Origin of the sequence: Zhengella mangrovi (genome assembly GCF_002727065.1) — a bacterium.
GTDB classification, from domain to species: domain Bacteria; phylum Pseudomonadota; class Alphaproteobacteria; order Rhizobiales; family Rhizobiaceae; genus Zhengella; species Zhengella mangrovi.
Window position 1 is genome coordinate 179,011 of sequence record NZ_PDVP01000002.1, and the last position, 22,125, is coordinate 201,135.

17 protein-coding genes and 2 tRNA genes are annotated in these 22,125 nt (G+C 65.5%); 5 read left to right on the forward strand and 14 right to left on the reverse strand.

Translation table 11 applies throughout. The annotated features are described in order from the left end of the window. Positions 1–48 precede the first annotated feature (48 nt). The 3 genes from CSC94_RS04735 to CSC94_RS04745 all read right to left on the reverse strand — a co-directional run bounded on the left by CSC94_RS04735 (position 49) and on the right by CSC94_RS04745 (position 6,852). Complete coding sequence (locus tag CSC94_RS04735; protein WP_099304325.1) at positions 49–3,723, reverse strand: SPOR domain-containing protein; 3,675 nt, start codon at positions 3,721–3,723, stop codon at positions 49–51. A gap of 102 nt (positions 3,724–3,825) precedes the next feature. After that, a complete protein-coding gene (gene argS / locus CSC94_RS04740) occupies positions 3,826–5,583 on the reverse strand; it encodes an arginine--tRNA ligase (protein WP_099304327.1) in 1,758 nt (585 codons plus the stop codon). A 60-nt stretch (positions 5,584–5,643) separates the two neighbouring features. Next, positions 5,644–6,852: a deoxyguanosinetriphosphate triphosphohydrolase gene (locus CSC94_RS04745; protein WP_099304329.1), complete on the reverse strand. Its 1,209-nt coding sequence runs from the start codon at positions 6,850–6,852 to the stop codon at positions 5,644–5,646. A 137-nt stretch (positions 6,853–6,989) separates the two neighbouring features. On the opposite strand from CSC94_RS04745, the gene CSC94_RS04750 reads away from it, so the two are divergent. Continuing rightward, on the forward strand, positions 6,990–7,316 hold the full coding sequence (locus CSC94_RS04750; protein WP_205853240.1) for a HesB/IscA family protein: 327 nt from the start codon (positions 6,990–6,992) through the stop codon (positions 7,314–7,316). A gap of 84 nt (positions 7,317–7,400) precedes the next feature. On the opposite strand, the gene CSC94_RS04755 is transcribed toward CSC94_RS04750, so the two are convergent. Then, positions 7,401–8,756 carry a uracil-xanthine permease family protein gene (locus CSC94_RS04755; RefSeq protein WP_205853232.1) on the reverse strand — a complete coding sequence of 452 codons (1,356 nt, stop codon included), beginning with the start codon at positions 8,754–8,756 and terminating at the stop codon, positions 7,401–7,403. Between the two features lie 129 nt (positions 8,757–8,885). On the opposite strand from CSC94_RS04755, the gene xth reads away from it, so the two are divergent. Continuing rightward, positions 8,886–9,668 carry an exodeoxyribonuclease III gene (gene xth / locus CSC94_RS04760; protein ID WP_099304333.1) on the forward strand — a complete coding sequence of 261 codons (783 nt, stop codon included), beginning with the start codon at positions 8,886–8,888 and terminating at the stop codon, positions 9,666–9,668. Positions 9,669–9,820: 152 nt separating this feature from the next. Continuing rightward, entirely contained in the window at positions 9,821–10,141 is a 321-nt protein-coding gene (locus CSC94_RS04765) for a hypothetical protein (RefSeq protein WP_099304335.1), read from the forward strand. Positions 10,142–10,183: 42 nt separating this feature from the next. Here the strand turns inward: CSC94_RS04765 and CSC94_RS04770 are convergent, their stop codons facing one another. Together CSC94_RS04770 and CSC94_RS04775 are read right to left on the reverse strand one after the other, a co-directional pair. Then, the gene (locus tag CSC94_RS04770; RefSeq protein WP_425356506.1) at positions 10,184–10,942 is read right to left on the reverse strand and encodes a tetratricopeptide repeat protein; all 759 of its coding nucleotides are present in this window, start codon (positions 10,940–10,942) and stop codon (positions 10,184–10,186) included. 253 nt (positions 10,943–11,195) lie between these two features. Next, positions 11,196–12,131, reverse strand: coding sequence for a TerC family protein (locus tag CSC94_RS04775; RefSeq protein ID WP_099304339.1), 936 nt, complete (start codon positions 12,129–12,131; stop codon positions 11,196–11,198). A gap of 271 nt (positions 12,132–12,402) precedes the next feature. Between CSC94_RS04775 and ppk2 the strand changes: the two genes are divergently transcribed. Then, the gene (gene ppk2, locus CSC94_RS04780) at positions 12,403–13,365 is read left to right on the forward strand and encodes a polyphosphate kinase 2 (protein WP_099305226.1); all 963 of its coding nucleotides are present in this window, start codon (positions 12,403–12,405) and stop codon (positions 13,363–13,365) included. Between the two features lie 98 nt (positions 13,366–13,463). On the opposite strand, the gene CSC94_RS04785 is transcribed toward ppk2, so the two are convergent. The 7 genes from CSC94_RS04785 to CSC94_RS04815 all read right to left on the reverse strand — a co-directional run bounded on the left by CSC94_RS04785 (position 13,464) and on the right by CSC94_RS04815 (position 20,886). Next, positions 13,464–16,307, reverse strand: a complete 2,844-nt coding sequence (locus CSC94_RS04785) for a valine--tRNA ligase (protein ID WP_099304341.1) — start codon at positions 16,305–16,307, stop codon at positions 13,464–13,466. A 105-nt stretch (positions 16,308–16,412) separates the two neighbouring features. Further along, positions 16,413–16,790 (reverse strand): phospholipid-binding protein, encoded by a 378-nt coding sequence (locus CSC94_RS04790; protein WP_099304343.1) that lies wholly within the window; start codon positions 16,788–16,790, stop codon positions 16,413–16,415. 166 nt (positions 16,791–16,956) lie between these two features. Continuing rightward, entirely contained in the window at positions 16,957–17,835 is an 879-nt protein-coding gene (locus tag CSC94_RS04795) for a PopZ family protein (RefSeq protein ID WP_245408258.1), read from the reverse strand. Between the two features lie 214 nt (positions 17,836–18,049). After that, the gene (locus CSC94_RS04800; protein WP_099304345.1) at positions 18,050–19,384 is read right to left on the reverse strand and encodes a TolC family outer membrane protein; all 1,335 of its coding nucleotides are present in this window, start codon (positions 19,382–19,384) and stop codon (positions 18,050–18,052) included. A gap of 167 nt (positions 19,385–19,551) precedes the next feature. Next, the gene (locus CSC94_RS04805) at positions 19,552–20,208 is read right to left on the reverse strand and encodes a protein-L-isoaspartate O-methyltransferase family protein (RefSeq protein ID WP_099304347.1); all 657 of its coding nucleotides are present in this window, start codon (positions 20,206–20,208) and stop codon (positions 19,552–19,554) included. 162 nt (positions 20,209–20,370) lie between these two features. Then, a tRNA-Cys gene (locus CSC94_RS04810) sits at positions 20,371–20,444 on the reverse strand. Positions 20,445–20,646: 202 nt separating this feature from the next. Continuing rightward, on the reverse strand, positions 20,647–20,886 hold the full coding sequence (locus tag CSC94_RS04815; protein WP_245408284.1) for a hypothetical protein: 240 nt from the start codon (positions 20,884–20,886) through the stop codon (positions 20,647–20,649). Between the two features lie 223 nt (positions 20,887–21,109). On the opposite strand from CSC94_RS04815, the gene CSC94_RS04820 reads away from it, so the two are divergent. Continuing rightward, positions 21,110–21,184: transfer RNA gene (locus CSC94_RS04820), tRNA-Asn, on the forward strand. A 127-nt stretch (positions 21,185–21,311) separates the two neighbouring features. Here the strand turns inward: CSC94_RS04820 and CSC94_RS04825 are convergent. Beyond that, on the reverse strand, positions 21,312–22,082 hold the full coding sequence (locus CSC94_RS04825; RefSeq protein WP_099304351.1) for a DUF6969 family protein: 771 nt from the start codon (positions 22,080–22,082) through the stop codon (positions 21,312–21,314). Between the last annotated feature and the right edge of the window lie 43 nt (positions 22,083–22,125).

Here is a 22,125-nt window from a genome sequence, read left to right on the forward strand (position 1 = left end):
GGGCCGCGCGGGCGGCCCCTCTTCCGATTGTTCACCCGTTTTCCCCGCCTAGCGCTTGGCCAGGCAATCGCCGCCGGCGGCCTTGATCTGGCGGCAGAGATTGGCGGCTTCCGTGAAGCTGCCCGCGGGAATGTTGACGCGGTAGAAGGTCCCCCGTCCCGGAATGTCGGCCGGCACGATGTTGACCCCGCGTCCGCCGATGATGCCCGAGTAGCGCTGCGAGAGGTTGCGGTAGGACGTCTGGGCCTGCTCGCGCGAGGGCTGCGACGCGATCTGCACCCACGCCGCCGGATTGGCCGTGGCGGTTGCTGCCGGCGCCGCCGGCTCCGCATTGGCCTGCTGCTGGCCATCTCGGCGGGTGGTACCGACGATGTTGACCGGCTGATCGGCCGGACGGTTCGGAACGACCGGCGGGGCCGCCTGGTCGCGATGGATCGTCGTCGTGCGCACCTGGCGCGCGGTCAAGCCGTTGTCCGCGGCTGCGGCGGTGCGCTCCGGCGCGCTGGCCCGGGGCGCTTCCTCGACCGCGGTCTCGATGATCTCGGGACGCGGTGCGGGAACCGGGACGGAAGCCGCCACGCCGGCGTTACTGCCTGCTTCGCCCGTCTGCGGCGCGGTTTCAGCCGCCGGTGCCGGTTCGGCCGCAGCAGGCGTCTCGGCCTGTGCGGGCGCCGCTTCCGGTGCTTCCTTGGCCACCAGCGTTCCGTCCGGCTTGACGACGTATGTGCGAACGCGGCGCGGCGCCACGGCGGCCAGTTCCTTGGACGGACCCGGCTCCTCGGCGGTCTCGGCCGGGCTGATGCGATCCTCCGCCTTGCCCGTGGCGGCCGGCGCGGGAGCGGCGGTCTCGACGGACGCGGCATCCTGGCCGGGTCCGGGCGCAACGACGCGCACCGGCTTGCTCTTCACGTCCATGGGCGTCTCGGACTTGCTGACGAGCGTTTCCTGCTGCGGCGCGCCATCGACGGGCTTGCCGGCCACTTCCTCGTAGACCACGCGTTCCTGGTTCGGCACCTTGGTCCCGCCGGGGTTTTCCGGCTTCACCTTGACCGGCTCGGGATCGGCGCGAACGATCTCGCGGGCCGGCCCGCTGCCGCCACCACCCGAGAGCGCGAAGGCGCCGATGCCGCCGATGAGCGCGATCCCGGCGACGATCCCGGCGATCAGAAGGCCGCGCTTAGACCGCGGCGCCTCCTGCTCGTCTTCGCCGAAGTTGCCCAGCTGGTCGAACGCGAGGTCGCGCTCGAGTTCCTCGTCATAGGCCGGGGCTCCGGCGCCAAGGCTTGTTTCCTCGGCGTAGGCGTCGGTCATGGCATAGGAATCGCTTGGCACCTGCCGGGGGGCCTGGGGCGCGCCCTGTGCGGATGGCTGGCCGGGGGCCGGACGGTCAAAGGAAATGCCGGCGTCCTGCAATTCACGTTCAAAATAGCTCTCGAAGTCGATGCTCTGATCGGCCGGCGCGGCCTGGGTCGCGACTTCCGTCTGGAAATCATCACCGAGGAGATCGTTCAGGCCGGCGTCGGCCGCCTGCATGGTATCGTCCCCGCCGAAATCCATCTCCGGCAGATCGAGATCGTCGGCGACAACGATACCGGCCTCGGGCACGTCCACAGTGTTGATTTCCGGCATGTCTGCGGCCGGCTCCGGCGCCTTGTCCTTGCGTCCGAACCCGAACCGCGAGACGAAACCGCCGACCGCACCGGCCGCTGCCGCGGCCGCCATGGCCCCGCCGCCCCGAGACGGCTGCCCGGGCGTAGTGTCCGGGGCCATCGCCCCGGTGTCCGTTTCCGCATGGCCGCCATCATCAAGGGCGGCAGCTTCCAGGCCCGCGATGAGGGCCGGATCGAGATCGAACTCGACCTCGGTCGACTGGTTTGCCATCGACGGCTCTTCAACCGGCGTCATGGACTGGTCGGCAAGGCCGAAGTCCTCGTCGACGAAACTCTGGTCCAGAAAGGCGGATTCATCGAATTCCGGCAGTTCCTCTTCCGGTCCGGTTTCGGAGAAGGACCGCAGCGGGGCTTCCTCGATGGACGCCGGGATTTCCGGCACTTGGTCCGCGCCGCTTTCCTTGGAAGCCGCAAACAGCGCCTGTTCAAAGGCGCTCTCCACGTCGAGATCGAGGAAATCGCCGGTGTCGGCGGTCTCCGCAGCCGGTTCCTCGGTCACATCCGCCTGCGCGAAAGCGTCCGGCAGAGCCTCGGCGGGTTGCGTGAATGCCACCTCGTCGAACGCGATGTCCGGCATGCCGTACCCATCGGCGGGTGCCTGGCCGTCGTCGAGATCGATCGACCCGGCGTGGTCCGCCGCCGTTGCCGGCGCATCCTCAGGGGAAGGCTCCTGGCTCCATGCACGGGCGACAGGCTCGTCCTCGACGGGCGCCCTCTCCGGCTGGGGCTCAACGGCCTGCGGACGGATTTCGCGGAAATTGCTGTAGGCGAACCGGGGTTGCATTTCTTCGCGGGCCGACGGCGCGGCACCGTGCTCCTCGTGCGCAGGAGTGTCGTCAATCCGGTCGTATGCCGGCTCTGCCGCGTCCACCGGCGGCTGAGGCTGCACTTCGGCCGGCCCACCGGCCAGAAGCGCTTCAAGTTCATCCTCGAAGCTGTTGTCGGCAAAGGACATTCCAGCATCTGCCGCCTCCGGCGCGCTCGCAACCGGCTCGACAATATCCGGATGTTCTACCGCGGCTTCCTCATCGAAACCCGTCTCGGCCTCATGGTCGGCGACTGTCTCTTCCGGCTGCCAGCCGGCTTTCTGGTACGTAGCGAACCCGGGCTGTTCCTGGAAGGCGGGCGCCGCCTCGCCGGGCTGTTCGGGCTCGGCATCGGCGGCATCATTCCATTCGCCGGCACCGGATGGCCAGGAAGCGCTGTCGTCCACGGGTGCGACCGTGGACTCGCTCCACTGCTGGTCTTCCGCCATGGCCTCGGCGGGATCCGGCTCTGTGACCGTCTCACCAGCGGGCTCGAAAACGAAGGGCATATCCACGGCCGCAGGCGCGCTGTCTTCCACCGGCCCGGCGTCGCCGTCGGCTGTCGCCACGGCTTCCGGTTCGACGGTCTCCGCCGGTTCGAACGGAGCCACAGTTTCCGGCTGCGGCAGCTCCGGCTCGTAGGCAGCCTCGGCCTCGACGGCGCTTCCGGCGGGCTCGTCATGGTCCGGAACGGCGTCCCAGGCGCTCACCGGCTCGGCGGGCGCCTCCACGGCAGCAGCTTCCCGCGACCAGTCGAGGTCGGAAAAAATATCGTCGAGCGCAGCGACCGGTTCGTCGTCATCGGCGCCGACGGCCGGTTCGGCCTGCTGCTGCACCGCAGGCGCGGTCTCGACGGTTTCGGCGGGCACATCGAATTCGAAATCCGTGAGGAGTTCGTCGGCGGCCGCCTGCGGCTGTTCGGCTTCCGCGGCCGGTTCGAACGCGGCAGTCTGATCCTGGCCCGCGTCCAGGCCGGTCACCGGCGCCGGCTCGGCCTCGGTCTGCGAACCCGGCAGGGACCAACCGATCCATGACGATCCCGCCTGCTCGACCGGTCCGGGCTGCTCCGCCTGCCCTTCAGACGTCATGGGCAGCAGTTCCTGCTCCATGTCGATTGACGGCATGTCCGCCTGCTCAGCCGGCCATGGATTGTCCGAAACGTCGAAGATATTGGCGAGCTTCGATAGCGGATCGTCTGGCGACAGACCGAGATCGAGATCCAGCTTCGCGGATTTGGTGTTTGCCATGTCTTGTCCCGTACACCTTACCAACCGGGCGCCGCCGAGCGCCAAATTATCGGCGTTACCAGCCCATTGTGGGCAAAAGGTGACAGGCAGTCTAAACCTAAATTAGCGCATTTCCTCCGGTGCATCGGCACCGACCAGACCAAGTCCAGCCTGAAGAACGTCCAGCACTGCCTGCACCAGCCCTAGCCTGGCGCGTGTCAATTCTGGATCGTTAACCTTAATAAAGCGTAAGCCGGGGTTGTCCGTCCCCCTGTTCCAGTGGGCATGCAGGGCGCTGGCTAGTTCATAGAGGTAGAAGGCGACGCGATGCGGTTCCAGCGCGGCAGCGGCCGCTTCCACCAGGCGCGGCCATTCGGCCAGCTTGCGGATGAGCGCGATCTCGCCTTCGTCGGTCAGCTGGGCGGCACCGTCCTCCAGCCCTTCCCGGCGGGCAATCGTGTCGCCGAACTGCTCGGCGGCCTGGCGGAAGACCGAATGGCAACGGGCCGAGGCATATTGCACGTAGAAGACCGGGTTGTCCTTGGACTGCTCGGTGACCTTGGCGAAATCGAAGTCGAGCGGCGCATCCGCCTTGCGGTAGAGCATCATGAAACGCACGGGATCGCGGCCGACCTCGTCGACCACGTCGCGCAGGGTCACGAACTCGCCGGCCCGCTTGGACATGCGCACGGGCTCGCCGTCGCGATAGAGCTTGACCAGTTGCGTCAGCACGATCGTCAGCTCGATCTCGCCGCCGGAAATGGCACGCGCCAGCGCCTCCATGCGCTTGACGTAGCCGCCATGGTCGGCACCGAGCACAAAGATGAGCTTCTCGAAGCCGCGGCGGTACTTGTCGAGCATGTAGGCGACGTCGGCGGCGAAATAGGTGTAGGCGCCGTCCGATTTCATCAGCGGGCGGTCGATGTCATCGCCGACATCGGTGGAGCGGAACAGCGTTTGCTCACGGTCTTCCCAGTCCTCGGGCTTCTGCCCCTTGGGGGGCGGCAGCTTGCCGCGATAGACATGGCCCTTCATGGTCAGGTCGTTGATCGCCGAGCGGATCAGCTGCGCATTTTCGGCGTGAAGCTGGCGCTCGGAGAAGAAGACCTCGTGGGTGACGTTCAGCGCCGCGAGATCTCCGCGGATGACGTCCATCATCATGGCAACGGACTTGTCCTTGGCGATGGCCAGCGCGTCGTCCGCCGACATCGACAGCAGGGCATCGCCATGCTCGGCCTTCAGCGCCTCGCCGACGGGCTTCAGGTAGTCGCCGGGATAGAGACCGGCGGGAATCTCGCCGATGTCCTCGCCCAGGGCCTCGCGGTAGCGCAGCAGCACCGACCGGCCGAGCACGTCGATCTGCACGCCGGCATCGTTGATGTAATATTCCTTGGTGACGTCGAAGCCGGCGAAGGCCAGCAGATTGGCCAGGGCATCGCCGACCACTGCGCCGCGGCAGTGACCGACGTGCATGGGGCCCGTCGGATTGGCCGACACGTACTCGACGTTGACCTTGTGGCCCTGCCCCACCGACGAGCGGCCGAACGCCGGACCGGCGGCAAGCATTCCCTTCAGCAGGTTCTGCCAGAAGGCATCGGAAAGGCGCAGGTTGATGAAGCCGGGGCCGGCGACCTCGGCGCTGGCGACATCGCCGTCGGCGGCCAGCGCATCGGCAATGGCCTGGGCCAGGTCGCGCGGGTTGCGGCCAACCTGCTTGGCCAGGACCATGGCAACGTTGCACGCCAGGTCGCCGTGGGAGGCGTCGCGCGGCGGCTCCACCGCGATGCGCGACAGGTCGGGCCGTGCGCCCTCCTTCGTCTCCAGTCCCAGGTTTTCGACAATGGCGAGAATTCGCGCAGTGAACTCGGCGAAGATGTTCATGGATACAGTCCGTACGGATGACAGGCCGGGCCAGGCGGCCCATGGAAACCGGGCTTCGCCCTACCCCATCTCCACCTTGCGGTCAAACAGCCGTTCATATTCCTTCAACGCGTAGGTATCGGTCATCCCGGACAGGAAGTCGGCGACATGGCGCGCGCGGCCGGTCTCGTCGGCCGGCGTCTCGGCGGCCCAGTGCCCGGTCATGGCGGCCGGATCGGCCATGTAGGCGTCGAACAGTTCACGCACCACCCGGTCGGCATCCCGGCGCCAACGGACGACGTCGGGATGGCGGTACATGCGCGCGAAGAGGAAGCGCTTGAGCTGGCGGTCGGTCTCGCGCATGGCGTCGGAAAAACCGGCGATCGTCATGCCGGCATTGCGCACGTCGTCCGGCCCGGCCGGCGAGACCTGCTGCAGCCGCTCCTGCGCTGTCACGATCACGTCTTCCACCATGGCGGTGATCTGGCGTCGCATGAACTCGTGACCGGTGCGAACCCGGTCCAGGCCGGGCCAGGCCTTGCGAACCGTCTCCAGCGTAGTGGCCACGAAAGGCACCTCGGCCTCGAGGTCTTCTAGCGTGAAAAGGCCGGCCCGGGTGCCATCGTCGATATCGTGGGTGTTGTAGGCGATGTCGTCGGCGATGGCTGCCGCCTGCGCTTCCAGGGAGGCATGTTGCGCCAGGCCCAGCGGGAAGTCCGCGTCGAAATCCAGGATGTCGTGCGGGACCGGGCCCTTGATGCCGTTTCCCTCGGCATCGGTGAGCGGACCGTTGTGCTTGACCAGACCTTCCAGCGATTCCCAGGTGAGGTTCAGCCCGTCGAACGCCGCGTAGCGCCGTTCCAGCCGCGTGACGATGCGCAGCGACTGGGCATTGTGATCAAAGCCGCCGTAGCCTGCCATTTTTTCGTCCAGCGCATCCTCGCCCGTGTGGCCGAAGGGCGTGTGGCCGAAATCGTGGACAAGGGCCACGGCCTCCGCGAGATCCTCGTCGACCATCAGCGACCGGGCGATCGCACGGGCGATCTGCGACACCTCGATCGTGTGGGTCAGGCGCGTGCGGAAGTGGTCGCCCTCGTGGGCGACGAAGACCTGCGTCTTGTGCTTCAGCCGGCGGAAGGCATTGGAATGGATGATCCGGTCGCGGTCGCGCTGGAAGGGCGTGCGCGTCGGGCTCTCCGGCTCCGGAATCAGCCGTCCACGCGTCCGGGCGGGGTCGCAGGCATAGGATGCGCGCGGCCGGTAGCCGTATCCGATGTCGCCGAGGCTCATGGTTGTCCCGTCAGTTGTGCCGCTCGTTGAGCGAAGCCGCCTGACTGCCGCGGTTGACGGCTCCGCACCGGCTTCTTACCTATGATGACAAAGCAATTGCAAGGTTCGACACGATGGGTCACGACGCGGCAAGCACCATGAAGGGCGTGGACGTTACGGACGCGGCGGCACGCCGTATCCGGAAGGTCCTGGAAAAGGAACCGGGAAAGATCGGGTTGCGGATCGCGGTGGAAGGCGGCGGATGTTCCGGCTTTTCCTACCTGATCGACCTGACCGACATGCAGAACGACGACGACGTGGTCTTCGAGAAGGCCGGCGCGAAGGTTCTCATCGACGAGTTGTCGCTTGTCTACATGGGCGGCTCGACCGTGGACTTCGTCGATGAACTGATGGGCCAGGCCTTCCGGATCGACAATCCGAACGCGGTGGCGAGCTGCGGCTGCGGTACCAGCTTCTCGATCTGACGATACCCATTGCATGGAAAAGGCCGCGGCAGGTGACCTGCCGCGGACTTTTTTTTTATCACAGGCTCTGAAAGGAGCCTTCTGTCAGTCCAGTTCCTCGGGCAGCAGCAGGTTCAGCACGACGGCGATGAGGGCCGAAGGCAGAAGACCCGATGTCAGCAGGATCTGAAGAGTCTTGGGGAGATGCTGCAGGGCTCCGGGTTCCAACTGAAGGCCAAGACCGACGGACAATGCCACGGCGAAGATCACCATGTTGCGCCGGTTCCAGGTCACTTCGGACAGCATGTTGATGCCGGCCGCCGCGACCATGCCGAACATCACGATGACGCCGCCGCCGAGCACATGGATCGGCACGGTGGACACGATTGCTCCGACCTTGGGTACGAGGCCGCAGATGATCAGGAAGATCGCGCCGTAGGTCACGACATGACGGCTCATCACGCCGGTGATGGAGATCAGGCCGACGTTCTGCGAGAAGGACGTGTTCGGCAGCCCACCGAAAATGCCGGCGACCGCGGTACCGAGACCGTCAGCGAAGGTCGCCCCGGAGATCTCCTTGTCCGTTGCCTCACGATTCGCGCCGCCCTTGCAGATGCCGGACGTGTCGCCCACGGTCTCGATGGCTGAAACGATTGCCATGAAGCACATGCCGATGATGATGGCGGAGTTGAACTCGAAGCCCCACTTGAAAGGTTCAGGCAGCGCGAAGGCGGCGGCGCGGCCGACATTCTCGAAGCTGACCTGGCCCATCAGCAGCGCCACGACGTAACCGGCGATCAGGCCGAGAAGAACGGCGGCGATGGAGAGGAAACCCCTGGTAAAGAACTTGATGGCCAGGGTCACCACGACCACCACGAGCGCCGGGCCCCAATAGGCCATCGTGCCATAGGCCGGCTTGCCGATCAGCGGAACACCGCCGGCGGCATACTGAATCCCGACCCGCACAAGAGCCAGTCCGATCATCAGCACGATCAGGCCGGTCACGAGCGGCGGCAACGCAAACCGGATGCGGCCGATGATGAACCCGAGGCAGAAGTGGAACATGCCGCCGATCAGGACACCGGTCATCAGACCGCCCAGCCCGGCCACACCCTGCCCAGCCACAGCCGGAATCATGATGGGAAGAAAAGCGAAGCTCGTTCCCTGCACGATCGGAAGGCGGGCCCCGACCGGTCCCATGCCGATGGTCTGGAACAGCGTCGCGATGCCTGCGAAGAGCATCGACATCTGGATCATGTAGATCAGGTTCGGAAAGTCGGGAGAATTGGACCCGAAACCGAAGCCGGCGGCACCCGCGACGATGATTGCCGGCGTGACGTTGGAAGCGAACATGGCCAGCACGTGCTGAATACCCAGCGGCACGGCATGGATGACGGGTGGCGTATAATCCGGATCCCGAAGCAATTGCTTCATGTCCGCGGACGCGGCAGCTTCACTCATTGTGTTGACCCCTCCGTTGTTGTTAAGTGCAGCCGGTCCCCACCGGCCGCAATCCAACTGCAGGATCATGCAGAGCGGCAAAAGGAACCATCCATTTTTTCTTGAAACACTTGCTTTGCGTAGTCCGACATGAAAATCGCCACCTGGAACATCAATGGCGTCAAGGCGCGCATCGACAACCTGCTCACCTGGCTGAAGGACAGCGCGCCGGACATCGCCTGCCTGCAGGAGATCAAGTCCGTTGACGAGAATTTCCCGCGGCTGGAGATCGAATCGCTCGGCTATCATGTTGAAACCCATGGGCAAAAGGGATTCAACGGCGTGGCGCTCCTGTCCCGGACGTCGCCCGACGAGGTGACCCGTGGCCTGCCCGGCGACGACAGCGACGAGCAGGCCCGTTTCATCGAAGGCGTGTGGTCGACGGATAGCGGCGTGGTGCGTGTCGCGTCGCTCTACCTGCCGAACGGCAACCCCGTGGACAGCGAGAAATTCCCCTACAAGCTTTCCTGGATGGAGCGGCTGGAAGCCCATGCCCTCGCCCGGCTGGCACTGGAGGAACCCTACGTGCTCGCCGGCGACTACAACGTGATTCCCGAACCCGGGGACTGCCACGACCCCAAGGCCTGGGAGGGGGACGCGCTGTTCCGCCCGGAAAGCCGCCAGGCCTTCCGGCGACTGGAGAACCTCGGTTTCACCGACGCCATCCGCGCGGTCAGCGATGCCGACGGCGTCTATACCTTCTGGGACTACCAGGGCGGCGCATGGCAGAAGAACAACGGCATCCGGATCGACCACCTCATGCTGTCGCCGGAAGCGGCAGGCCGCTTGCAGTCAGCCGACGTGGAGAAGCATGTCCGCAGTTGGGAAAAGCCGTCCGATCACGTGCCGGCGGTCATCAATCTCGCCGTCTGAGGCGACAGCCAGTCCGACTTGCGGGACCGGCCAGTCCGGTCCTTGACGAGTGTTTCAGGGCAAGCGGGCGCTGGCTCCTGACGTGCCTCGCAGGCAGCACTGTTTCGTGATATCCTGAAAAAATGTGGAGATTGCTTGTACCAGCCCTTGCGATGGCAATGATTGTGCCTGGCGGTGCATTGGCCCGTGACGGGTGCAAGTGCCGCGCCAATGGCGCGGAATACAGCCTGAACCAGGAGGCCTGCATCCACACCAACGGCAAGAGCTTCCAGGCGCGCTGCGTTCTCGTGCTGAACAACACCTCGTGGAAGCGGATCGGCGACTGCCCGCAGGCCAGGATCCTGTTGCCGGGGCAACTCCCCGCCCGAAAAGTGGCGGCCATGTCCATGCCAGCGACCGGGGCGTCCGACCGCGGCGCCCTGTGCGAGCCGGCCCGCTGGACGGGCAAGGCAGCGGTTCACCCGGGCAGCTGATGCCGGGACAGAGGCCCGCCGACCGGTCCTGTTCCCGGCGCCTTATTTGTAGCCTTCGCTGAGATACTGGTCCGCGAGGACCATGGCCGTCCTGCGATCGCTTTCGGCGGCAAGGCCGAAGGCTTCTTCCTGGCGGGCGCGGATCCAGTCGCGGTCGCCAGGCTGGGCGCGTTCGAGCGCGGCGGTCAGCATGGCAAGGCCGCGAACCATCTTGCCGTCCTGGACAAGAAGGTCGCCGAGCATGGCCTCCGCCTTGTAGTGACCCTTGCGGGCCGACAGGCTGAACCAGCGTGCGGCCTGCTTGCGGTTGGCCCGGCCCCCGTCGCCCTCCAGCAGCATCTGGCCCATTTCGAACTGGGCTTCGGGATTGCCGAACATGGAGGCGGCCTGGAGGTAGAGATCCCGCGCCAGACGCGGATCGGAATGGACCGGCGACTTGGGGATGCCGCGCCGGACATAACCGGCGAGCGCCACCAGCGCGTCCGACACGTAGCTCTCGTTCGGACTGCCGGGCTCGGCGCCGAGACGAACGATCTTGCGGAAGATCTTGAAGGCCTCGTATTCGTTGCGGTTGACGCCGTCACCGTCGGCATACATGCGCGCGAGCTTCCACTGGGCGCCGGCATGGCCCTTGTCGGCGGCGTAGCGGTAGGCCTCGACGGCCTCCTTCTTGTCGCCGCTGCGGTAGGCATCGAAGCCGAGGCGGAACGCTGCCCAGGGGTCGTCGCTGGTCTGGCCCTTGCCCGGGTCGAAGGCCGCGGCTTGCGAGACTGGCAGAAGAAGGATGAAACCGAGCGCCAGAAATGCGCTCGACACCTGTCTGCTCCGGTACGGTACTGTGCTCTGCACGTTCTGGCCCTGCTGTTTCCGGCAGCGCCAGCCCATCGCCGTCGCCTGCCTCGATGGCCCGTTCCACGCGGGCCGTTCATCTGACTGCATCGGGGGTGCTCCCGTTTTGTGGCGGGACTTGGGCAGTCAGTGTCCCTATCAGCTTGTACACGATGGGGCGTTTATGATCTGTTGCGAATGGGCAACATGAACGGGAATCTCCGGGTCAGTACCGGCCCGGCGGGCGCGGATTCTCCGCGCGTGCAACCATCGAGGCCAGCACCGACCCGCCGATCAGCAGTGCCGTCACGCCGAGGGCGACAACGGACGGGATCTCGAAGAAGCCGGCCAACAGCATCTTCAGGCCGATGAAGACGAGAACGAGCGAAAGCCCGGTCTGAAGGTATTCGAATTCGCGCATCATGCCGGCAAGCACGAAGTACAGCACGCGCAGGCCCATGATGGCGAAGACGTTGGACGAGAAAACGATGAACGGGTCGTCGGAGATGGCCAGGACCGCGGGGATGGAATCGACGGCGAAGACGAGGTCGGTCACCTCGACCGCCGCGAGCACGACGAACAGCGGCGTCATCCACCAGCGCCTGTTCTCGCGGACGAGGAACCGGTTGCCGCGATAGCCCTCGGCGCAGCGCCCGGAGCGCATGAGGAAGCGGACCACCCGTGTCTCACCCGGATCGACCCCGGCATCGTCGTGGCGCAGCATCTTCCAGCCGGACCAGACGAGAACCCCGCCGAGCGCATAGCCGATGACGTGGAACTGCTGGACCAGGTGAACGCCGGGCACGATGAGCGAGAGGCGCATGACGATCGCGCCGAGAATTCCGTAGAAAAGCACCCGGTGCTGGGCCTCCGGCGGCACCTTGAAGTGGGCGAAGATCATGGCGATGACGAAGATGTTGTCCATCGACAGCGCCTGTTCGACCAGGTAGCCGGTCATGAACTCGGCCCCTTCCTCCGCGCCGGCAAAGACGAACAATCCGAGCGCGAACACCAGCGCCAGCGACACGTAGACAGCCCAGGTTGCCAGGGCATTGCGAATGGTCAGGGCTTCGGCGCGGCGATGAACCACGAGCAGGTCGAACATCAGGATGGCGAGCACGAATCCGAGAAAGCCCGGCCAGAGCCAGTCCGCTCCATGCATTCGCCAACACTCCCTGATCGCTGCCACGCGCGCATCGCGGGACAAGGCCGTTATGTGGCCGCCCTGCCGCCGGATTACAAGGTTGGGGCAAAAACTTCGGCCCGCGGTTTGACACGCATCAAGGACAAAGACAGCCGGCTGAACTACCATGACTTGTATTCAAGCAACTTACGGAGGGCAGTGGATGAGCGGAGACAAGATTTCTGCCGAGACGGCAGAAGGAACCACGACGGGCGTCGAAGGTGCGATCATTTCGGAGGTGGCGGGCGCGATGGATGCGGGCGCAGTTCCGGACGGAAAAGCCAAGGCCGGATCCGACCACCACCTGACGCAGATGCGCCACGATCCGCAGGCCATCGCGAAGCTTTTCGAGCAAGGGGTCTATCCCTACAAGTCGAAGATGAAGCGCATGGCCTACGAAAAGGAAAAGGCCGCGCTGCAGGTGGAACTGCTGAAGGCGCAGCGCTGGATCGAGGAAACCGGGCAGAAGGTGGTGATGCTGTTCGAGGGGCGCGACGCGGCCGGCAAGGGCGGCACGATCAAGCGTTTCATGGAGCATCTCAATCCGCGCGCGGCCACCGTGGTGGCGCTGTCAAAGCCGACCGAGCGGGAAAAGACGCAATGGTTCTTCCAGCGCTACATCCAGCATCTGCCGGCCAATGGCGAAATGGTGCTGTTCGACCGCTCCTGGTACAACCGCGCCGGGGTCGAGCGTGTCATGGGCTTTTGCACGCCGACGGAATACCTGGAATTCATGCGCGAGGCGCCGGAGGTGGAGAAAATGCTCACCCGGTCGGGCATCCTGCTCTACAAGTACTGGTTCTCCGTCACGCAGGACGAGCAGTACCGGCGGTTCAAGGCCCGCGAGACCGACCCGCTGAAGCAGTGGAAGCTTTCGCCGGTGGACAAGGCGTCACTCGACAAGTGGGACGATTACACCGAGGCGAAGGAGGCGATGTTCTTCTACACGGACACCGCCGATGCGCCGTGGACGATCATCAAGTCGAACTGCAAGAAGCGGGCGCGGCTGAACTGCATGCGCCACTTCCTCTACAGCCTGCCCTATCCGAACAAGGACCGCCATGTCGTGCACGCACCGGATCCGCTGATCGTCGGGTCCACGCACCATGTCATCGGGCACGACGACCATATTCTCGGCAAGACGATGCATCCCGACCAGCGCAAGGCTAATGGCACGGACACCTCGTCCGACGCGGCACCGGCAGCGAACTGACGCAGGCCAACGCCGGGGAAAGAAAAGGCCGGGCGCGCAACGCCCGGCCTTTTTCATATTGTTCGCCAGGCACCGCCCATGCGGCGGCCCCGCCGGGATCAGCCGGCTTCGCGAACCCGCTGGAGCGCGGTCAACAGGCGCGCGGCAGCATCTTCGGCCTCGGCCAGCTTCTCGCGCTCGGCCTCAACGACCTCGGGCTTGGCATTGGCGACGAACTTCTCGTTGGCCAGTTTCCGGCCGATCTTCTCGGCCTCGGCCGCGGCCTTGGCATGCGCCTTTTCCAGGCGGGCCGCTTCCGCTTTCAGGTCGATCAGGTCGCCGAGCGGCAGGCAGACGGTCGCCTCGCCCACGACGATCTGCGCCGATCCCTTCGGCGCCTCGGCCGCCGTGGCGATGCTGTCAATCCGCGCCAGCCGCCTGATGGCGGCGTCGTGGTGGTTCAGGCGCGCCACGGTCACCTCGTTGGCGCCGGTGACCACCAGCGGCGCCATGGCGCCGGCCGGCACGTTCATCTCGGCACGCACGGAGCGGATGCCGGAGACGAGATCGATCAGCCAGTTGATGTCGGCGGCCGCCTCGGCGTCCTCGAAGGACGGCGCCGCCCAGTCGGCGTGGCACAGCATCGTGTCGCGGTCGGCCGTGTGATCCCAAAGCTCCTCGGTGATGAAGGGCATGAAGGGATGCAGCAGCTTGTAGGTCTCGTCCAGCACGTGGGCCGCGCAGGCGCGGGCCTCGGCCTTGGCCTCCTCGTCGTCGCCGTTGAAGACCGGCTTCAGCAGTTCCAGGTACCAGTCGCAGACCTGGTTCCAGACGAAACGATAGGCCGCGCCGGCCGCCTCGTTGAACTTGTAGGCGCCGATTGCCTCGGTCACGGCAGTCGCCGTGCGGGTGAGTTCGGAGAGGATCCAGCGATTGACCGGGTCGGCCGCCGTTTCCGGAGCGAAACCGGGGTCGCGACGGACACCGTTCATCTCGGCGAAGCGGGTGGCGTTCCACAGCTTGGTGCCGAAATTGCGGTAGCCGGCGATGCGGGCCGGGTCCAGCTTCACGTCCCTGCCCTGCGCCGCCATGATGGCGAGGGTGAACCGCAGGGCGTCGGCGCCATACTCGTCGATGAGTTCGAGCGGGTCGATGACGTTGCCCTTGGACTTGGACATCTTGGCGCCGTTCTTGTCGCGGACGAGCGCGTGAACGTAGACCGTGTGGAACGGCTCCTCGTGCATGAAGTGAAGACCCATCATCATCATCCGGGCGACCCAGAAGAAAATGATGTCGAAGCCGGTCACCAGCACGTCGGTCTGGTAGTACTTCTTCAGTTCAGGCGTCTTGTCCGGCCAGCCGAGCGTGGAGAACGGCCACAGGGCGGAGGAGAACCAGGTGTCGAGCACATCCTCGTCGCGTTCGAGGATCTCGCCCGGCTTGAAGTTCTCCAGCTTTTCCTCGACCCAGGCCTTCCAGGGCCCTTCGTGGGAGATGTAGTGCTGGATGGCCGCCTCGAGCGCGGTTTCCTCGTCCTTCTCGACGAAGACCTGTCCGTCCGGCCCGTACCAGGCCGGGATCTGGTGGCCCCACCAGAGCTGGCGCGAAATGCACCAGGGCTGGATGTTTTCCATCCACTCGAAGTAGGTCTTTTCCCAGTTCTTCGGCACGAAGTTGGTACGGCCCTCGCGCACCGAGGCGATGGCCGGCTTGGCCAGTTCGGCGGCATTCACGTACCACTGGTCGGTCAGGTAGGGCTCGATCGGCACGCCGCCACGATCGCCATGGGGAACCATGTGCGTGTGCGGCTCGATCGCGTCCAGCAGGCCCAGTTCCTCCATCTTGGCGACGACCAGCCGGCGCGCCTCGAAGCGGTCGAGGCCGTCGAGATCCTCCAGCGTTTGCAGAAGCTTGCCTTCGTGCTTCAGCCCGTGAAGGAAATCATCGTTCTCCTTCAGCGTCAGGCGGCCATCGACCGTCATGATGTTGATGGCTGGCAGGTGATGGCGCTTGCCGACCTCGAAGTCGTTGAAGTCGTGCGCGGGCGTCATCTTCACCGCGCCGGTCCCGGCCTCCGGATCCGGGTACTCGTCGGCCACGATCGGGATGCGCCGGCCAACCAGCGGCAGCACCACGTGCTTGCCGACAAGGTCCTTGTAGCGCGGGTCGTCCGGATGGACCGCGACGCCGGTGTCGCCCAGCATGGTCTCCGGGCGCGTCGTCGCCACGACGAGGTAGTCGCGGGTCTCGTAACCGGCCGGATCGCCATCCGACGGTTTCCACGCGGTGCGGTTCCCCTCGTCGTCGAGATTGTAAGGATGCTCGTAGGTTGCGCCGTCGGCGAGCGGATAGCGGAAGTGCCAGAGGTGACCCTGCGTTTCAACCTGCTCGACTTCCAGGTCCGAAATGGCGGTCAGAAGTTTCGGATCCCAGTTCACAAGGCGCTTGTCCTTGTAAATCAGCTCTTGCTTGTAAAGCGTCACAAACACTTCGAGAACCGCGCGGGACAGGCCGTCGTCCATGGTGAAGCGTTCGCGGCCCCAGTCGCAGGAGGCTCCCAGGCGCTTCAGCTGGTTGAAGATCATGCCGCCGGATTCGTTCTTCCACTGCCAGACGCGATCGACGAAGGCTTCTCGGCCCATGTCGCGGCGGTGCGGCTCCTGGCGATCGGCGAGCTGGCGCTCGACCACCATCTGGGTGGCGATGCCGGCATGGTCCATGCCCGGCTGCCAGAGCACGTCCTTGCCGCGCATGCGTTCGAAGCGCACCAGGATATCCTGCAGCGTGTTGTTGAGCGCATGGCCCATGTGCAGCGAGCCGGTGACGTTGGGCGGCGGGATAACGATGCAGAAACTCTCGGCGCCGGGCTTGGCCCCCGCACCGGCGCGGAAAGCGTCCGCGTCATCCCATTTCGTCGCGATCCGGGGCTCGATGGCCGCCGCGTCATAGGTCTTGTCAAGCATGGATAAACCGCCGGAACTTTGTAGGAACGTGACGGGTGGTAAATCCGAACGCCCGCGCCAAGTCAACCGCAGCGGTGTCGCACGGACCCGTATGGGCCGAATCCATCACGGGAAGCGGCGCTTGGCCTGCGCTTTTGCAAGGGCCTTGCCGGAGCCATCGAGGGCCTCGACGGTGAAGCGGTAGACATGCGGGCTCGGCGGACAGGGTCCCTTGTACCGGAAGGCGCCATAGGGCAGCGATCCGCGCGCGCCGGAGGACCAGCGGACCGTTCCCCCGCCATGCGGATAATCCGGCTTGTTGAGATCGACCATGCGAAAGCGCAGCTTCACGGTGCCCTTGGGCACCCCGGAGAGCGTCATCGGCGGCGACTTGCTGTCAAAGCACTTGGCCGTCGGTCCCCAGGAAAAACTGAGGCTCATGGCCGACGCGGGTGCGGCAAAGGTCAAGGCGGCAAGGACGAATGGAACGGACATCAGGCGCATGGCTTTTCCTCCGTTGGTCACGGACAGGAACTATGCCCCCACGGTCGACGTCTTTCAATCCGGATGACCGGCCCGTGCGGAACGGGACTCCTGCCTGCCGCCCGGAGCGGGGCGCGCCGCAGCCATGGCCGCAGCGCCAACCCGGTATCACGGCAGAGGAAAAGCGTCAGCCGCGCGCGATGCGCTCGATTTCCTCGCGGACGAGTTTCTCGACCAGGACAGGGAGGTTGTTGTCGAGCCAGTCCTGCAGCATGGGACGCAGCATTTCCTGCGCCATTTCATCGAAGCTTTTCTGGCGCGAGGCCAGGAAGGCCTCTTTCAGTTCGCCGAAGGTTCCGGCGACCTGGCGCCCGACCTCGGGCGACATGAGGGCTGGGCGCATCTGGTGCATTCCATCGTTCGCTGTATGTGCATCTGCCATGTCCGGTGCAGGCTCGACCGCCTCGTCCTGCGCCACGGCAGGCGAAGCTTCCGCCTCCGCCTCGGGCGCCTGCTCCGCCGGTTCCGGCTGGTCGTCCGCGAACGGCGCCGCCTCCAGTTCCGCCTCCAATTCCGCCGCCATGCCGACGGGCTTGCCGGCCTCGGCTTCCGCCTCGCGGGCCAGGCGGCGCTGAACCTCGGCGAGCGTCAGCCCGACCGAAAGGTCCTCGGCGCGATGTGCGGGCTTCGCCTCCGGCTTGGCATCCGGCGCGGCGGTGGGCACATCCGCCCTGGTCTCGATATCGGCGATGGCGTCGCGAAACGCCTTGATGTCAGGCTCACGCGGCACGTCGGTTGTCTCCATCCTGTCTTCAGCGGCGGCCTGGGGTTCGGGCCTGGCCGTCACGGCCGCCGGCTCCGGAGCCTCGACCCGGACCAGCGGTTCCGGCGCCGCAGCTTCCGGCTTTGCCGCCGGTGCCGGTGCCGGTGCCTCGGCCTTCGCCGCCGGCGCAGCCGCTGGCTCATCGCGCGGATGTTCCGTTTCCTCGATGATCTTGCGGATGGATGCGAGAATTTCCTCCATCGAGGGTTCCCGTTGCGCGCTGCCTGCCTGTGCCATGGCCATGTGCCGCCTTGTCCTGGATACATTGCCCCGCCGGATGCCGATCCGGCTTCGAATCATGGTCAAGCCTAGACCACGGACCGGCGAATGAGAATCCCTGCCGCGGCGACGGTTCGAATTGCCAACAGGTTTTCGATCCGGCGACGCAAGGCCGGCGGGACAAACGAAAAAGCCGCCTCGCGGCGGCTTTTACCGGGTATCGGGTCCGGCCGGCGGCTCAGCGGCCATCCGGCGTGCGCAGACCGTACCACTTGTCCTTGACGGCCTCGTAATGCTCCTCGGGCTTGTACTCGGCCACGCGGAGATTGAGCTTGCGCACGCTCAGGTCGCCGGTCGACGACAGGATGGCATAGCTGGCGACGACGAGATCGCGTTCCGCCTGCAGCAGGGTGAGCTGCGCGGTGATGACATCGTTCTGCGCGTTCAGCACGTCCAGCGTGGTGCGCTGACCGACATTGCGTTCCTCGATGACGCCGTTGAGGGCGAGACGAGCGGCGTTGACGAGGTCACGGTTGGCGACCATGGCCGTCTTCGCGGCCATGTACTGGTGCCAGGCGGCGGTGGCATTGCGGCGGATGAGGTCGCGGACCACGTCGATGTTGATCTGCGCCTGGCCGAGCTGTTCCTTCGACTGGCGAACGCTGGCCGACGCGCGGCCGCCCTGGTAGATCGGCACGCGAACCGTGAGGCCGATGCTGCCGGAATCGTAGGTCTGGTAGCTGTGCGTGCCGCCAGTGATGCTGTGCCGATAGTTGTTGCCGTAGCTCGCATCGGCGGAGACCTGCGGCAGGAAGGCGCCCTCATTGGCCTTGACGACGTAGGCAGCGGCATCCGCCAGGTACTTGTTCGCCTGGATCGCGGGATGGTTGGTCTCGGCACGGACCAGGACCGAATCGAGCGAGGCGGGGAGCAGCCGGTCCAGCGGCTGGGCCGGCGACAGCTTGCCCGGATCCTCGCCGATGATCTGGCGGTAGGTCGCCTCGCTGGCGCTGGCCGCCGCCTTGGCCGCAGAGAGCTGCGCCAGGGCGCCGGAGCGCCGTGCCTCGGCCTGGGCGACGTCGGTGCGGGTGCCCTCGCCCACGTCGAAGCGCGACCGGGCCGCACGCACCTGCTCCTGCAGGAATTCGAGGTTGCGCTGGCGCAGGACGGCGATCTGGCGGTCGCGGATCACGTCCATGTAGGCGGACGCTGCATCGAAGAAGACGTTCTGGCCGGAATTGCGCAGGTTCTCCCGCGCCGCCAGCACGCGGGCATCGGCGGCGTTCACCGAGTTGCGTGTCTGGAAGCCGTCGAAAAGCGTCTGCGAGATCGTGATCCCGAACGTGCCGGTCGACAGGCGGGTTCCCGTACTGCCGCCAGTGCTGAGTCCGGTCGAACTGTAGTCGATGGAGCCGACCGCGTTGACGACCGGGCGGTAGCCCGACTTGGCGATGGCCACGCCCTCGTCCTGGATGCGCACGCCGGCGCGATCCGAGTTGAGCTGCGAATTGTTGGAATAGGCCTTCTGCAAGGCACCGATGATGCTTTCCGCGAATGCCGATGACACAGGCATTGCGACGAGAGGCAGGACAGTCAGGACTGCCTTCAATGTGCCGGACAAACGCGTCACAACTTCACCTTTCAGTCAATGGACAGTGCTTCTTCGAATCCCCAGTCCCGGCCCCCACCGGGTGACGGTGCGCCCAAGCCCCGCAAGGCAAGCGCATTTGCACCGCAATGTCAAAACTGAAATTGCGCCTCGGCCTCGAAACCGGGCAGCGGACGAATGCTGCAATTGAAGGCGCGCCGCGCCGAGACGACATCGCCATCCTTGACGAAAATCTTGGCAATTCCGGCATTTCCGACGCCTTCGACGGCAACAAGGCGTCCGCCGTCGCGCAATTGCGCCGTCAACGCCTGCGGCACTTCGTCCACCGCGCCCTCGATGACGATGACGTCGTAGGGCGCCTCTTCCGGGCAGCCGCGTTCCAGCGCCTGGTTCAGCACGACGACGTTGTCATAACCGAGATCGACGAGCGACTCGGTGGCCTGGGCCGCGAGATCGGCGTCCGACTCGACCGCGATGACCGAGGAAGCCAGGCGCGACAGGATCGCGGCGGAATAGCCGGTGGCGCAGCCGACATCGAGCACGACGTCTTCCGGCTTCACGGCGGCCAGCTGGACGAGCCGCGCAAAGGGCGACGGCTCCATGAGGAAGCGCCCCTGGGCCACCGCGATATCCTCGTCAATGTAGGCGACCGCGCGCTTGCGCAAGGGAACGAAGGCCTCGCGCGGCACCGTGAGAAACGCCTCGAGCACGTCCAGTGCCGTGACGCTGGTCGTGCGCAGCTGGCTGTCAACCATGTGGCGCCGAAGGAGCGAGAAATCCGAAGTCATGTCATCAGCCCGTCTGCTTGCGATTACCGGGTCGCCCGGGCCGATATCCACCGTCCCCACGCATTTGCGGGTAAGCGCTGCGCCGCGCCGACAGGACCTGCCCGACCGGAACCCGGCCTCAAAACAGCGGCCGGAAAACCGGCCGGAGAAAGCAAAGCGCGTTGGAGGCCTCGCCCGGAATCGAACCGGGGTGCAAGGATTTGCAGTCCTCTGCGTAACCACTCCGCCACGAGGCCACCGTCAGCAACGCCCCGCAGGGCGCAACCGCGCTTTAGACGGGCCATTTTCATGAGCCCGGCTGCGGTTCGAATAGACCGTCGCGCCGTCGCTCGCAAGAGGGAAATCGACCCAATGCACAGGGACCGGCGGATTTGACGCGATTGGCCGGCCCCTGTTGCAAATGACCGACAGTCGGGACTGGGGGCCGCGCGCCGGATCTCAGCGCGGCGGGGTCGGCCGCTTCCGTTCGCCGCGCCTCGCCCATTTCACCGCGGCCTGCCGCCGCATGCGGCGGATACGCGGCGAATCATGGCTCAGGACGAGGAGACCGAGCGGGATCATCCAGAAGCCGAGAACGGGGAGAAAACCCAGGAAACCGAGGCCGACCAGGGAAACGCCCAGCGACCGGCGAAGCGCCGGCGAATGCGGCAGGTGATAGCTGCGCCCGAAGAGGTCCATTCGCGGACGCTTTCGCTGCGGCTCCGCGCTGTCGCTCCCGTTCGGTTCGTTCTTGCCGTCCATCGATCCGCATGGTCCTTTCCTGGCCGATTGCAGCCTATCACCCGGATTTAGGCACCAATGGGAACATCGCAAAACGCGGCCGCATGTTTTTTTTGATTTTCCGCCTTGGCAAAACCGAATTCGGTTTGCTATAGGCACCGCACTCGACGCGAGCAGGCCTTCCCCGGTAGCTCAGTGGTAGAGCAACCGGCTGTTAACCGGTTGGTCGCTGGTTCGAATCCGGCCCGGGGAGCCAACTTTTTCAAAAGCCCGACATCCTTGCAGACTCGCTGTGCCCGGCATGCACGGCGTTGCTTGACGACTGCACGGCACGACGAATCTTCGCCGACGAATACGGCCGGCGCACCCCATTCAGACCGGCATCAGATGCCCAGGAGCGATTCGATGCGCCCGATCTGGCGCGCAATGTCGACGCCGATTTCGCTGGCGTTCTGCAAGCGACGGTCCTCGATCACCTCGCCCAGCGGCCGGCGCGCCGCCCACTCGGCCAACACCTCATCGCGGAGGCGCAACAAGCCTTCGAACTGCGGCCGGTAGAAGGCGACCATGGCCGTGATCCACCGGTTGACCAGCGGATCGGGATGCGCGACTTCGATGGCGAACCGGTCGAGAAGCGGGATGATATCCTGCGCGGCAAACAGGGTTTCGCTGGTCACCCAGACATTGGTCGTGAACAACCGCAGCGGCCGGCTGAAGGCGTCAACGCTGATCGCCCCGATATGGACGAAGCGATCCGCGGGATCCTTGCCGTCCGACCCGCCCGGCAAGGGGACCGGCCGCAGTTCCGGCGCGATGGCAAAGGGGCGCATGAACAGGTGGAAGTGCCCGTTCTCGCCGTCGATCATCTCGCCCGGTTCGTGGGCGTGGTAAAAGTACTGGCTGTGGTTCGGCTCGTCGAACACGTCGCCGTCGGGATAGCGTTTCCACGTCAGGAAATCGCCCTGCCCGCGGAGAACCTCGCCAACGATGCTCTTTCCCGCCTCCGCCAGGTCGTTGCTGCACTGCAGGACTGTCGCTGCGGCCTCGTGCATGCGTTCGAGCTGCTCGACCGGCAGGTCCGACAGGTCCGGTTCAGGCAGGACGCGAAACGGCAAGGCAGCTTCGTCCCGCTTGTGAACGGCAGTTCCGGGCATGGACTTTTCCTCCCGCCGGCTGGAGCGCCGGCCCAGCAAGAGA

What these genes read in the sequence shown, in the direction of transcription:
- CSC94_RS04735 (WP_099304325.1), bottom strand. Translation starts at nt 3,723, where the DNA reads ATGGCAAACACCAAATCCGCGAAGCTGGATCTCGATCTCGGTCTGTCG.
- argS (WP_099304327.1), bottom strand. Translation starts at nt 5,583, where the DNA reads ATGAACATCTTCGCCGAGTTCACTGCGCGAATTCTCGCCATTGTCGAA.
- CSC94_RS04745 (WP_099304329.1), bottom strand. Translation starts at nt 6,852, where the DNA reads ATGAGCCTCGGCGACATCGGATACGGCTACCGGCCGCGCGCATCCTAT.
- CSC94_RS04750 (WP_205853240.1), top strand. Translation starts at nt 6,990, where the DNA reads ATGAAGGGCGTGGACGTTACGGACGCGGCGGCACGCCGTATCCGGAAG.
- CSC94_RS04755 (WP_205853232.1), bottom strand. Translation starts at nt 8,756, where the DNA reads ATGAGTGAAGCTGCCGCGTCCGCGGACATGAAGCAATTGCTTCGGGAT.
- xth (WP_099304333.1), top strand. Translation starts at nt 8,886, where the DNA reads ATGAAAATCGCCACCTGGAACATCAATGGCGTCAAGGCGCGCATCGAC.
- CSC94_RS04765 (WP_099304335.1), top strand. Translation starts at nt 9,821, where the DNA reads ATGGCAATGATTGTGCCTGGCGGTGCATTGGCCCGTGACGGGTGCAAG.
- CSC94_RS04775 (WP_099304339.1), bottom strand. Translation starts at nt 12,131, where the DNA reads ATGCATGGAGCGGACTGGCTCTGGCCGGGCTTTCTCGGATTCGTGCTC.
- ppk2 (WP_099305226.1), top strand. Translation starts at nt 12,403, where the DNA reads ATGGATGCGGGCGCAGTTCCGGACGGAAAAGCCAAGGCCGGATCCGAC.
- CSC94_RS04785 (WP_099304341.1), bottom strand. Translation starts at nt 16,307, where the DNA reads ATGCTTGACAAGACCTATGACGCGGCGGCCATCGAGCCCCGGATCGCG.
- CSC94_RS04790 (WP_099304343.1), bottom strand. Translation starts at nt 16,790, where the DNA reads ATGCGCCTGATGTCCGTTCCATTCGTCCTTGCCGCCTTGACCTTTGCC.
- CSC94_RS04795 (WP_245408258.1), bottom strand. Translation starts at nt 17,835, where the DNA reads ATGGCCATGGCACAGGCAGGCAGCGCGCAACGGGAACCCTCGATGGAG.
- CSC94_RS04800 (WP_099304345.1), bottom strand. Translation starts at nt 19,384, where the DNA reads ATGCCTGTGTCATCGGCATTCGCGGAAAGCATCATCGGTGCCTTGCAG.
- CSC94_RS04805 (WP_099304347.1), bottom strand. Translation starts at nt 20,208, where the DNA reads ATGACTTCGGATTTCTCGCTCCTTCGGCGCCACATGGTTGACAGCCAG.
- CSC94_RS04815 (WP_245408284.1), bottom strand. Translation starts at nt 20,886, where the DNA reads ATGGACCTCTTCGGGCGCAGCTATCACCTGCCGCATTCGCCGGCGCTT.
- CSC94_RS04825 (WP_099304351.1), bottom strand. Translation starts at nt 22,082, where the DNA reads ATGCCCGGAACTGCCGTTCACAAGCGGGACGAAGCTGCCTTGCCGTTT.